The following is a 12741-nucleotide window of genomic DNA, read 5'->3' on the forward strand; positions in this document are numbered from 1 at the left end:
TTTCATCAATCTGAAGCGCCTTCAGGCGCTGATTACTGATTACCTGAATAAACTAGAGTTCATACCCTGGTTTTTTGGCGAGGTTATTCATTTGGGGGGCGATTTCGCGATCATAGACCTGTGTTTTCCAGTGCTCCGGTGAAATATAACCCAGAGCAACGGATACAGTGTGCTCTGCTGCCTGCAGATGTTTCTGCAGCACCTGGCTAATATCATCTGCCAGTGCTTTTTTCTGTTCCTGGGTTAACTCGCGGGGGTAACACTTAATATCAACATGGGGCATATCGCTACTCTCCGAAAAATAAATTAGTGTGCAAGATAACCTGTATTTGCCACGGTTTCACGCAAAAATACCTGCCTGTACTCAGGATGAGTGTAACCAGGCATAACCGGCGGAACCCACCGGTTATGCGCATAAAAACTGATGTCAGTATTTCCCGGAAAAATTCGCGCTGACGCGCTGAGCCAGGTAGTCTTTGGCGCTGACTGGCGGGTATTTTCCCTGGGGACCCTGAATGACCACATCTTCATTGGCCTGGCAGAAAAAAGCCAGGCTATAACGTGGGCCATTATATTCACCAGGTCTGGGGTTACGTACCCGGTGGAAATTAGACGGTAGCAGATCATCACTCCAGCGCATTAACATATCGCCAATGTTACAGGTAATCACGTCGTCGTGCGGTTCAATGGGTGTCCACGCCTGGCTCTGGTGCTCTTTGCCGGGGCAAACCTGTAAACCGCCCTGCCCGGCGCGCTGGAATAATAGTGTCAGGCAGTCAAAATCCGTGTGTGCGCCTGCCCGCCAGGATTGCGTGTTAAGGGGGACCGGGTAATAGTGCAGCATGCGTAAAGTGCTTTGGTATCCAGGGCTTGCCGGGTCATGTGCCGTGGTGAAAAAATCCTCGCTGAATCCGAGTTTCAGAGCAAAGCAAGACAGTACCTGCATACCCAGTGCCCAGCACTGGTGCTCAAATGCAAGTGTTTCTTGTTTAAAACCGGGTAATATCTCTTCTTCTGGCCACAGGCCAGCCATGCGTGGACGGGTTAATTGCCAGGACTCTTTCTGGTCAGGTGTACCGGTCGATGGGCGTATTTGTGCTTTGCTTTCCCAGCCTGCATTACGGTTTAGTGGGTAACGCGCTTTAATTTCCTGAGGAAGGGCAAAAAATTGTTCAGCGCGCTCAAACGCGGCCTGAATGTCCTGAAGGGGAATGCCGTGGTTCTTTAGTTGAAAAAAACCGATATCTGTGGCGGCAGCCCAAATCGCGTCGGCAATCTCTGTTTTACGCTGCACAAAGTTCTGCATGTCAATGACACGAACTTCACGCTGAGCTTCCAGCCCTGGTGCGCCCATAGTGGCTTCTTTATTCAGCTCATCCAGTAAATAAGTAGCAGTGAAAGGTTGATTCATGGTTCACCCTCTTTAAATGACAGGGTGGCCCACAGTGCGGGCCACAACTCAGTAAACACCACAGGCTTGTGGTGCACATTGAGCAATGACCCACCGGTAAAGACAGGTAACCGGCTGAACGCTTCTACTCATGACTATTTCAGCAAAAGCCATGCCAGTAATTTTATTTTGTTTATCATATTGAAAATTATTGTTTTTTATGTGACCTGCGCCGCTATTCACTGCATGATACGCACAATGTTAGTGCGCTGGTGCAACTTTTGTTTCACTACAGTGCATAATAATGCAACCTGGCATTAACATTTGTGCATCTTTTTATTCGGGTGACTTATGGGGGATTGGTTTTATATATGTATATCAACGTGTTAGTTGTTCATGATTTGAACTGGCACCGCCTTTGCAATAGCAGATGCAGAGTATAAGCGGTTAGTGCGGCCAGCCCGCATGGGACATTGCTCTGCAACGTTAGCGGTTCCTCATCAGGAGCCACGCGTATTGCAATGAGCATACCGCACCCCTGATGAGGCGTTACTTGTCCATTACTCTTGGGGGTTCTATGTCGTTTAACTTCAGATGCCGTACCGTCGCCACTTCCCTGCTGTTTGCAGCAACGCTTACCCATTTCGCCCACGCCAACGATAAACTGGTTCTGCAAACCACCTGGGTTGCTCAGGCTGAACAAGGTGGTTATTACCAGGCGGTGGCGACCGGGATTTATAAAAAATATGGTCTGGATGTTGATGTGCGAGCCGGAGGGCCGCAACTGAATAATATGACTTTGCTGCTTGCTAAACGTGCCGATGTCATAGTGAGCTATGATTTGCAGGTACTCAAAGGCATTGAACAGCATTTTCCCCTGCAAGCTATTGCAGCCCCTTTCCAGTTTGACCCACAGGGTTTGCTGACCCACGGTAATGTCAAAAATCTTGATGACTTAACAGGAAAAACCATTCTGGTTTCCGCCAGTGGGCAAGCCAGTTGGTGGCCCTGGCTGAAAACGAAGTACCATCTGAAAGACAGCCAGGTACGCCCTTATACTTTCAATATGCAACCGTTTCTGGCTGACAAAAACACAGCACAACAAGCTTATGCCACTTCAGAAGTGCAACAGGCAAAACAAGCCCAGCCTGACAGTGAATTCTGGCTGTTTGCCAAATACGGCTATCCGGCATATGGCGGCATTCTGGTTACCCGTAATGATTTGCTGGCAGAGAAACCCGATGTCCTCAAACGCTTTGTTGAAGCCTCTATGGAAGGCTGGAAAAGTTATCTGAAAAATCCGGCGCCCGGTAATGCATTAATTAAAAAAGAGAATCCACAGATGACGGATGCTGTACTGGCGTTTGGCATCAGCCAAATGAAGAAACTGCAGCTTATTGAAGGGGGGGATGCCAAAACTGGCGGTGTGGGCGTGATGACAGACAAACGCTGGGAAGCCACCCGCAATTTCATGGTTAATGCCGGGCTGCTGAATCCTGCGACCGACTGGAAGGCCGCTTATACCACACAATTTTACCCAAAAAACGCTATGTAATGGGTGACGGAGGCGATATGAGCAGCGTCTTATCTTTTGATTCTGAGCCATCAACAATATCAACAATGGCAACGCCTGGCTCGCGCTTTCTGATGGCGCGTGGAGTGGAAAAGCGTTACCCCAATGGCACTCTTGCCCTCGAGCGGTTAAATCTGGATATCGCGCAGGGTGAAATCGTTTCGTTACTTGGCCCTTCAGGGTGCGGCAAAAGTACCTTGTTAAAAATGTTTGCCGGACTGGAAAGCCCTACCGCCGGTCAGGTGCGCTGGAATGGTAAGGCAGAACGGGACGAGCACAGCCGTATGGGCATGGTGTTTCAGGAAGCGACACTGATGCCATGGGCAACCGTTGCCGAAAATGTGCGCCTGCCGCTGGATCTGCGCCACGAGAACAAAAAACAGGCTAACCTGCGTGTGTTACAGGCGCTGGAGACTGTAGGGTTGAGTGCCTTTGCCCATGCCCGGCCAAAAGAGCTTTCGGGCGGGATGCAAATGCGGGTTTCACTGGCCAGAGCCCTGGTGACCAACCCCTCGTTATTGTTAATGGATGAACCTTTTGGTGCGCTGGATGAATTCACCCGCCAGCGGCTTGATAGTGAGATTCGCACATTGTGGGCGTCCCGTAACCTCACCGTGGTGTTTGTTACGCACAGTATCTATGAAGCAGTTTACCTTTCTTCGCGCGTTATTGTGATGGGAGCACGGCCAGGCAGAGTGATTGCCGATATCGCCATCGATGGCCCACAAGACCGGGATTCAGGATTTCGGACTTCAGAACGTTTTATTCGCCAGTGCGCATTATTGTCGGCACAACTGGAACAGGCCAGTGGAGGTCAGCATGACTAAGCCGTTGTTCGATAACCCGGCCATGCGTCGTGCAGTATGGCCGGTGTTACTGGGCCTGGTGGTAATCGGTGCCTGGGAGGTGTGTTTCCGCCAGTTTGCTGTACCTGTGTGGCTGGCCCCAAAACCCAGCGATATTGCTGCTGTGCTTTATCAACAGTGGCCTGCACTCCTGGGGAGTTTTTGGGTTACGCTGAAAGTCACCCTGCTGGCTTTTATGCTGGCGGTTTGTATTGGTACAGCCGTCGCATTTTTGTTTGTCCAAAGCCGGGTTATTGAATCCTGTCTGATGCCCTGGGCTATTTTGTTTCAGGTTACGCCAGTGGTTGCTATTGCACCGTTGGTAATCATCTGGATCCACAACACCACTCTGGCTCTGGTGGTATGCGCAATGCTGGTCGCTGTGTTTCCGGTGTTAACCAACACCACTTTGGGTTTACGTAGTGTCAGCCCGGGGCTGGTTAATCTGTTTCGTATCAACCAGGCAACTCGTTGGCAGGAACTGATACGCCTGCGCCTGCCTGCGGCGCTGCCCCACTTTTTTAGCGGGTTACGTGTTGCCTCCGGGCTGGCGTTAATTGGTGCCGTGGTCGCTGAGTTTGTTGCCGGAACGGGGGGAACTGGTGCGGGGCTTGCCTGGCAAATCCTTCAGGCGGGGTTCCAGCTTAACCTGCCTTTGATGTTCGCCGCCCTGTTTCTAATTACCTGCACTGGGCTGGGTTTATTCTGCCTGATGTCACTGCTCAGCCACTACTTCCTGCGTCACTGGCATGAAAGCGCGCAATAAACCACAAGGAGTTGAGATGCCCCGTTTACTAATTAAACACTGCCGCACCATTATGACAGGCCTGGCGGGTGACCTGGCCCGCCACAGCGGGCACGATATTCTGGTTGAAGACGGCACCATAACGGCTATTGGTGACCTGGATACGCCTGCCAATACACCTGTTATGGATGCTAAGGGCTGTATTGCCTACCCAGGCTGGGTTAACACTCATCATCATTTGTTCCAGTCGTTACTTAAAGGTGAAGCTGGCGGGCTTAACCAAAGCCTTGGTGCATGGCTTGCTGCCACGCCTTACCGTTACCGGGCTGCGTTTGATGAACAGACGTTTCGCGTTGCGGCCCGTGTTGGCCTGGTTGAGTTATTGCGTTCCGGGTGTACTACGGTGGCCGATCATCACTATCTTTACTGGCCCGGCATGCCCTTTGACAGCGCCGATATTCTGTTTGAAGAAGCCAGCGCATTAGGGATTCGTTTTGTGTTATGCCGGGGAGGCGCCACACAAACTCGTGGTCTTGAGGAGAATTTACCTCAGGCGTTGCGCCCGGAAAAATTTGATAGCTGGATGGCAGATATGCAGCGGCTTACCAGCCGTTATCACCAGGCAAGCGAGACAGCCATGCGCCAGGTGGTCATGGCCCCAACCAGCTCGCTGCACTCCACTACCCCGGAACAATTGCGTGAATGTGCTGATTTGGCTCGCCGCTCTGGAATTCGCCTGCACAGCCACCTGTCTGAAACGGTGGATTACCTTGATGCTGCACGGAGTAAGTTCGCCATGACGCCGGTTGAGTTTTGTGCGGAATATGGCTGGACCGGCCCGGATGTCTGGTTCGCACATCTGGTGAAGTTATTGCCGCAAGAGATTGCTCTGTTGGGGGCAACCGGTACAGGTATTGCGCATTGCCCGCAAAGTAATGGGCGTCTTGGCAGTGGCATTGCCGATATTATTGGCCTTGAACAGGCGGGTGTGAAAATTTCGCTGGGCGTGGACGGTGCCGGTTCGAACGAAGCGGCAGATATGATTAGTGAAACCCATGCAGCCTGGTTAATGCAACGCGCACGCAAAGGCATGCTGGCAACCCCGCGCTATGATGGCGGCCAGTGGGAAGGTGGCGGTGACGCAGCAACGGTTGATGACGTTATCCGTTGGGGAACATCGGGTGGTGCGGCTGTGCTGGGGCTCAATGGCACCGGTTCACTGGCTCCGGGTATGGCAGCAGATATCGCGCTGTATCAACTGGATGACCCCCGTTATTTTGGGTTGCACGACCCGGCAATTGCCCCTGTTGTCAGTGGCGGCCGGCCAGGTTTGCGGGCGTTACTGTGCGCAGGCCAGGTTGTTATGGAAAACGACAACCTGCCGGGTGTTGACCTGGCTCAGCTTGAGCTGGATGCTGCCAGTGCGGTAATACAGTTGCAAACACGGGCAGGCCTGCGTCGCTAATTCACCAGGACCACCCTGACGGCAATTACCGGCAACAGTCAGTGTTGCCGGTGTTCCTGATTTTCTTTGGTGATGCGCCCTGAAACAGAACTTTATTTAAATCACAAAAAATTAACATCCCCAAAAAATTTTTTACCTGCGGTTGTTTTTAAGTCTTTCTTAATCATGGCTGCGTACTGTTTGTTCATCGGCGTTGATTGCAGAGAACAGACAGATGGATTCAACCTCGTTCTGGAAACTTACAATCATCTTCATTTCTGGCCCCACAGAGGAGCCCAACGGGGTACGTTTGCGTGAAAAAAGTATTAATTTTACTACGCAGGCGCACTGGCAGCCGCAGGGTCTTTTATCCTCTGAATGGACGATGGCTGAGATGCTCTGCCTGGCGATATTGCAACTTGATGCTCTTAACGAAAGGCTGGCGGATCATGCGCGTATCGGTCCGCTGATATCCACCTGTGCGATAACAAAACATCAGTTTGTCACTCCTAATGGACGACTGCGACCACAGGCTGTTTTCCATTATTTTTTGCTGATAATCCATTTTTTCAGGCGGAGATTACCCATGGCATTGTATCAACCACTTGTTGCGCAAACTGATAGCGCCAGTATTGCTCCTGCGATAGCAAGACACCTTGAGTTACCAGACAGCGCGCTCAGTTACCTGCACTCCCATGGCGAGTGGGATAAATCCTGTGTTGAGTTTTTTACCCGCCTGATGAATGAAGTGACACAACCTCAGGACCAGACTGCGATTATTCATGCTGCACAAATGGTTTACCCGTTGTATGCAGCGATGTTGGCTGAAGTCGCCGGAGTTTACTGATGAAACTGACGAATAAACGCGTGTTACTGACGGGCGCCAGCGGAGGAATTGGTCAGGCGCTGGCTTTTGAACTTGCCTCACGGGGAGCACACCTGATTTTAGTGGGGCGTAATGGCCCGGCCATGAACGAACTGGTTAAGCGCCTGCCTGGAGCGGCTTATCATCAGGTAATGACGGTTAAGCATTACAGCCATGATGAAATTAGCGAGTTGCGTGAGGTGCTCCAGTATGAACCCCGGCTGGATGTGCTTATCAATAATGCTGGCACTCAATGCTTCCGCTGGCTTGAAAAACAGTCGTTTGGCGATATTCATGCGCAACTTTATACCAACACAGAAGTACCGATTTTGCTCACCCGGGCGCTACTGGACAGGTTTAATGCCGAAGGCATGGTAGTTAATGTGGGGTCTATCATGGGAGATATTGGTTACCCAGGTTACAGCCTGTATTGTGCCAGTAAGTTCGCATTGCGTGGATTCAGTGAGGCTTTGAGCCGTGAACTGGCAGACACCGGCATTCGCGTAGTGTACGTTGCCCCCCGTGCCACCGATACATCATTAAACAGTGAGGCTATGGTGGAAATGAACCGGCTGCTCGGTAATAAGAGTGACTCGCCTCAATGGGTAGCCAGTCAGATAATTACTGCAATCCAGAAACGGCGCTTACGTACTCGTCTTGGCTTTCCGGAAAGGTTTTTTGTGAAAATCAATGCGTTGCTCCCCACACTGGTTGATAACGCGCTGATACGCAAACTGGCAGTCATTCAGCAATTTGCCCGGACCAGCCTGAAACCTGGAGCAAAGAAATCATGAAACATCGTGCGGGCAACTGATTGCCACTTCGTGCGTTTATCTCTCATGCTGTCTGGCAGACCCAAAGCCACCACTGATATTCTTTGCAAGAATCGGACCGGTTAGTCACCACCTTAACCGGTCTTTATGACGATGTCGCAGTTTGACTAAGGACTCTTGCAATGACTATCGACCAAATTGTTCGTCAGCGTTATACCAGCAAAGCGTATGATGGCAGCCGTAAACTGACACAGGAACAACAGCAACAGTTGCTGGATGTGCTGCGTTTTGCCCCTTCATCAGTTAACTCACAGCCATGGCACTTTTATGCAATAACGTCGGACGAAGCAAAACAACAGATAATCCCGGCGGTGAGTGAGCCGAATGCCGCAAAAATTCATAACGCTGCTTTGGTAGTCGTTTTCGCAACCCGTACAGCTATTGATGACGCTCATCTGAACGCGATTCTTGAAAAAGAACAGCAGGATGGCCGTTTTATCAACAGTGATGCCCGCGAAGGCATGGATAAAGGCCGCCGTTACTTTGTTGGGCTGAACAGTACATCGGCAGAAAAACAACGCGAATGGATGGCACGCCAGGCTTATATCGCGCTGGGTTTCTTGTTGCTGAGCGCTGCGACAATGGGGCTCGATGCCACACCAATAGAAGGTTTCACTGCGTCCAAAATGGATGATGTGCTGGGCCTCGCAGAAAAAGGCCAGACCAGTGTGGTCGTTGCGACGGTCGGTTATCGCAGTGATGCAGATTTTAATGCGAAATTACCGAAATCACGCCTCGACCAAAACGAAGTGATCACCCTACTCTAACCCGCACCGGGTCTGAAAATCAGACCCGTCATTCCAATTTTTATTACTCTGTTACTTTGTGACGTTGTCACATATTATCCATGTATTCTTTACTGAATAAAGATAAGCCAGACTTATAAAATTCTTACTTCTATGTTTTGCTTCATTAATGAATTGAGGGTAGGATTCTTCGTCATTTTTACACCCTTTCAGTCTAATAAATCCTAATGAAAGGGTAATAGCGGCGGATAATTCACCAGAAAAAGCAAACGATTGTCTCTGGTGAGTCAGAAGCCAGGCTTATCATTAATGAAAGTATTACAGACAGGATTGAGCAGGCATGAAAGCAACATCAAAGCACGCAGCGGAGCAACACGCTGCAAAACGCCGCTGGCTGAATTCACATGAAGCTGGCTATCACAAAGCGATGGGTAACCGCCAGGTGCAAATGATTGCTATTGGCGGTGCGATTGGCACTGGTTTGTTTTTAGGTGCAGGTGCGCGCCTTCAGGCCGCAGGGCCTGCGTTGGCACTGGTGTATTTAGTGTGCGGTATTTTCTCCTTCTTCATTCTGCGCGCACTGGGTGAATTAGTGTTACATCGCCCTTCCAGTGGGAGTTTTGTCTCTTACGCTCGTGAATTTCTTGGTGAGAAAGCGTCTTATGTCGCAGGCTGGATGTATTTTGTGAACTGGGCGATGACGGGCATTGTTGATATCACGGCCGTTGCATTGTACATGCATTACTGGGGTGCGTTTGGTGATGTTCCTCAATGGATTTTCGCTCTGGCGGCACTGGGTATTGTCGGCACCATGAACATGATTGGCGTGAAGTGGTTCGCTGAGATGGAGTTTTGGTTTGCTCTGGTTAAAGTGCTGGCGATTGTCCTGTTTCTGGTGATTGGTGTGGTCTTCCTTGGCAGCGGTAAACCGCTTGATGGTGGCGCTACGGGGTTCCATCTGATTACAGACAATGGTGGGATGTTCCCCCACGGTCTGTTGCCTGCACTGGTGCTGGTTCAGGGGGTTGTGTTTGCCTTTGCCTCTATTGAACTGGTGGGAACCGCGGCGGGTGAATGTAAAGACCCGGAAACCATGGTACCAAAAGCTATCAACAGCGTTATCTGGCGTATTGGCCTGTTCTATGTTGGTTCTGTGTTGCTGCTGGTACTGCTGTTACCCTGGAATGCTTACCAGGCCGGGCAGAGCCCGTTTGTGACCTTCTTTTCTAAACTGGGTGTGCCTTATGTAGGCAGTATCATGAATATCGTGGTGCTGACGGCAGCGCTTTCCAGCCTCAACTCTGGCCTGTATTCCACCGGGCGAATTCTGCGTTCTATGTCGATGGGCGGCTCTGCACCGCAGTTTATGTCACGGATGAGTAAGCACCATGTTCCTTTTGCCGGTATTTTGGTGACACTGTGTGTGTACGTTGTCGGCGTTTTCCTGAACTATTTAGTGCCTTCTCAAGTTTTTGAAATTGTACTGAATGTGGCATCGCTGGGGATTATTTCCAGTTGGGCATTTATTGTGGTTTGCCAGATGAAACTGCGCCAGGCTATTAAGCAAGGCAAAGCGAAAGATGTGAGCTTCAAACTGCCTGGTGCTCCTTTTACATCCTGGCTGACACTGCTGTTTTTATTCAGTGTACTGGTGCTGATGGCATTTGATTACCCTAACGGTACCTGGACGATTGCATCGATTCCGTTAATTGCAGTATTACTGGTTGCGGGCTGGTATGGGGTGCGTCACCGCGTACACCAGATTCACAGTGAGCTGGATTTTGATACCGGGTCAAAGGCGGATAAGACCGCTGAGTCTGCACCAAAAACACTCGTGCGTGACGCCGAGTAACACGCTGTTGTAAATCGGTATGTCATTGCCAGGGAAGGCATTGACAGATAAAGCATATTACCCCTGCCCTGTAGAGTTTGCTGTATAAAGACGCCTTTCCAATTTTCTCCCGCTATGCCGTTCTCTTCGCAAACAATGCCCTGAAAATCGCGCTGGCTCAGGCTACGGCACGTAATAGCGGACTATTTTTCCTTTTCATGTATTTACAAAACATTTACCATATATTCACAATCATTGATGTAATTATCCATTGAAGTAACAGGCTATTTATGAAAATTTTTTCTGCCAGACAGATCGCTTGTTCTGTCTTGCTGATCCCCACGAGTGTTATCCCCCTGGCTGCAATAGCTGAACAAACCACCAATAACAGTGACGCGTCTTCAACCATGATTGTCACTGCCACACAGCTAACTCCATCAGAGCTGGATACACCAGCGGCGGTTACAGTGGTTAATGGTAATGATATTCGCCATGCCAAACCCAGGATAAACCTTTCTGAAAGCCTTGGTGAGGTTCCGGGGCTGCAAATCCTCAACCGGCAGAATTATGCGCAGGATTTACAACTGTCAATCCGTGGTTTTGGCGCGCGCTCTACCTACGGTGTGCGTGGTCTGCGAATTTATGAAGATGGTATTCCTTCAACGATGCCTGATGGCGAAGGCCAGACATCGAATATTGATTTAAGCAGCGTAAGCAGCATTACTGTTTTGCGTGGCCCGTTTTCAGCACTTTATGGTAGTTCCTCTGGCGGGGTTATAGATATTCAGAGCCAAAAAGGGAAACAACCCCCTGAAATTGAAGCCAGCAGCTACTTCGGTAGTTATGGAACCTGGCGTTATGGCCTGAAAGCCACAGGCGCAACGGGTGATGGTACTCACAGTGGTGATGTTGATTACACTGTTTCAACTCAGCGTATGACCACCAAAGGCTACCGTGACCATAGCGGCGCGCGTAAAAACCTGGCCAACGCACGGCTTGGCGTGCGCCTTAATGATGTCAGCAAACTGACGTTATTGTTTAACAGTGTGGATATTAAAGCCAATGATCCTGGCGGGCTGAGCCGGTCGGAATGGCGCAGCGCCCCGCGCCAGTCTCCGCGGGGAGATCAGTACAATACCCGTAAAACCGTAAAACAAACCCAGGCCGGGCTGCGGTATGACAGGCAACTGAGCCTGAATGACGACCTGAGTGTCATGATGTATGCCGGGCAACGGGATATGACACAGTACCAGTCCATTCCTTATACACCGCAACTGAAGCCTACACATGCAGGCGGTGTTATTGATTTAACCCGTGAATACCAGGGCGTTGACACCCGCTGGACACACCGTGGTAATGCCGGGCCAGTTCCCTTCAACGTAACGACCGGGCTGGATTACGAGAACATGCAGGAACATCGTAAAGGATACGAAAATTTCCATATGGTGGATGGCTCTGCGGTTTATGGCGAGAAAGGTGCATTGCGGCGCGACGAACGTAACCTGATGTGGAACCTTGACCCCTATATCCAGACACACTGGCAGTTGCTCGATAAACTCAGCCTGGATGCGGGGCTGCGTTACAGTAATGTCTGGTTTGACTCCAATGATCATTATATTACCGCTGATAATGGTGATGGTAGCGGCGATACCAATTACCATAAATGGCTGCCAGTTGGCTCGCTAAATTACGCCGTCACAGATGCATGGAATGTGTATTTGTCTGCGGGTCGCGGATTCGAAACACCAACTATCACTGAACTTTCTTACCGTAATGATGGTGCTCCAGGGCTGAATTTTAATCTGAAGCCATCAACCAGTAAAACCATTGAACTGGGCAGTAAAACGCGCATTGGCTATGGGTTACTCAGTGCCGCCATTTTCCAGACTGAAACCGACAATGAAATTGTTGTGGACAGTAGTGCCGGTGGCCGTACCACCTACAAGAATGCTGGTGAAACACGCCGTCGCGGTGTTGAACTGGGGCTTGATGAACAATTTGCTGACAACTGGAAGATGAAACTTGCCTGGACCTGGCTGGATGCCACCTACCAGTCAAATGTGTGCAGTGACAGTAACTGTAATGGTAACCGCATTCCGGGAATTGCCCGCAATAACGTCTGGGCCTCTCTGGGCTGGGAACCGGAAGAGGGTTGGTACGCAAGTGGTGATATTCATTACCTGAGCAGTATTATGGCAGACGATGAAAACACCGCAAAAGTGCCCTCATGGACGACTGTTGGGCTAACCAGCGGCTACAAGTTCCGTTACAGCAACATGCTGGTTGATGCCTATACCCGCGTCGATAACCTGTTTGATAAACAGTATGTGGGTTCAGTGATTGTCAACGAAAGCAATGGGCGTTATTACGAACCGGCGCCTGGCCGTAATTATGGTGTAGGCTTGTCAGTTACCTGGCAATTTCAGTAAGTTCTGAACGTACTTCAAACAGGGACGGTGAGGAATTCTT

The 12741-nt window shown here is 50.3% G+C and carries 11 protein-coding genes; 9 read left to right on the forward strand and 2 right to left on the reverse strand.

Going from position 1 to position 12741, the window contains the following annotated elements:
- Nucleotides 1–52: 52 nt before the first annotated feature.
- Both pptA and A9B99_RS00735 read right to left on the reverse strand, forming a co-directional pair.
- A complete protein-coding gene (pptA, locus tag A9B99_RS00730) occupies nucleotides 53–283 on the reverse strand; it encodes a tautomerase PptA (RefSeq protein WP_064593657.1) in 231 nt (76 codons plus the stop codon).
- 144 nt (nucleotides 284–427) lie between these two features.
- The gene (locus A9B99_RS00735; protein WP_064593660.1) at nucleotides 428–1411 is read right to left on the reverse strand and encodes an isopenicillin N synthase family dioxygenase; all 984 of its coding nucleotides are present in this window, start codon (nucleotides 1409–1411) and stop codon (nucleotides 428–430) included.
- A 556-nt stretch (nucleotides 1412–1967) separates the two neighbouring features.
- On the opposite strand from A9B99_RS00735, the gene A9B99_RS00745 reads away from it, so the two are divergent.
- The 9 genes from A9B99_RS00745 (at nucleotide 1968) to pqqU (ending at nucleotide 12701) form a co-directional block, all read left to right on the forward strand.
- Nucleotides 1968–2945: an ABC transporter substrate-binding protein gene (locus A9B99_RS00745; protein WP_064595428.1), complete on the forward strand. Its 978-nt coding sequence runs from the start codon at nucleotides 1968–1970 to the stop codon at nucleotides 2943–2945.
- A gap of 17 nt (nucleotides 2946–2962) precedes the next feature.
- The gene (locus tag A9B99_RS00750) at nucleotides 2963–3790 is read left to right on the forward strand and encodes an ABC transporter ATP-binding protein (protein WP_064593668.1); all 828 of its coding nucleotides are present in this window, start codon (nucleotides 2963–2965) and stop codon (nucleotides 3788–3790) included.
- Nucleotides 3771–4574, forward strand: a complete 804-nt coding sequence (locus A9B99_RS00755; protein WP_369934401.1) for an ABC transporter permease — start codon at nucleotides 3771–3773, stop codon at nucleotides 4572–4574. Before A9B99_RS00750 ends, A9B99_RS00755 begins: the two co-directional genes overlap by 20 nt.
- Nucleotides 4575–4590: 16 nt before the next feature.
- Entirely contained in the window at nucleotides 4591–6018 is a 1428-nt protein-coding gene (locus A9B99_RS00760) for an amidohydrolase family protein (protein ID WP_064593674.1), read from the forward strand.
- Nucleotides 6019–6583: 565 nt separating this feature from the next.
- Nucleotides 6584–6844 carry a hypothetical protein gene (locus tag A9B99_RS23695; RefSeq protein ID WP_156518960.1) on the forward strand — a complete coding sequence of 87 codons (261 nt, stop codon included), beginning with the start codon at nucleotides 6584–6586 and terminating at the stop codon, nucleotides 6842–6844.
- Nucleotides 6844–7656: an SDR family oxidoreductase gene (locus A9B99_RS00770; protein WP_064593678.1), complete on the forward strand. Its 813-nt coding sequence runs from the start codon at nucleotides 6844–6846 to the stop codon at nucleotides 7654–7656. The genes A9B99_RS23695 and A9B99_RS00770 overlap by 1 nt, the downstream gene beginning before the upstream one ends.
- Before the next feature lie 161 nt (nucleotides 7657–7817).
- Nucleotides 7818–8462 (forward strand): oxygen-insensitive NAD(P)H nitroreductase, encoded by a 645-nt coding sequence (gene nfsB, locus A9B99_RS00775; protein ID WP_064593681.1) that lies wholly within the window; start codon nucleotides 7818–7820, stop codon nucleotides 8460–8462.
- A 319-nt stretch (nucleotides 8463–8781) separates the two neighbouring features.
- Nucleotides 8782–10293, forward strand: a complete 1512-nt coding sequence (gene ansP, locus A9B99_RS00780; protein ID WP_082917800.1) for an L-asparagine permease — start codon at nucleotides 8782–8784, stop codon at nucleotides 10291–10293.
- A gap of 269 nt (nucleotides 10294–10562) precedes the next feature.
- Entirely contained in the window at nucleotides 10563–12701 is a 2139-nt protein-coding gene (gene pqqU / locus A9B99_RS00785; RefSeq protein WP_064593684.1) for a TonB-dependent receptor PqqU, read from the forward strand.
- Nucleotides 12702–12741 lie beyond the last annotated feature (40 nt).

It is taken from the genome of Mangrovibacter phragmitis, assembly GCF_001655675.1.
Taxonomy (GTDB): domain Bacteria; phylum Pseudomonadota; class Gammaproteobacteria; order Enterobacterales; family Enterobacteriaceae; genus Mangrovibacter; species Mangrovibacter phragmitis.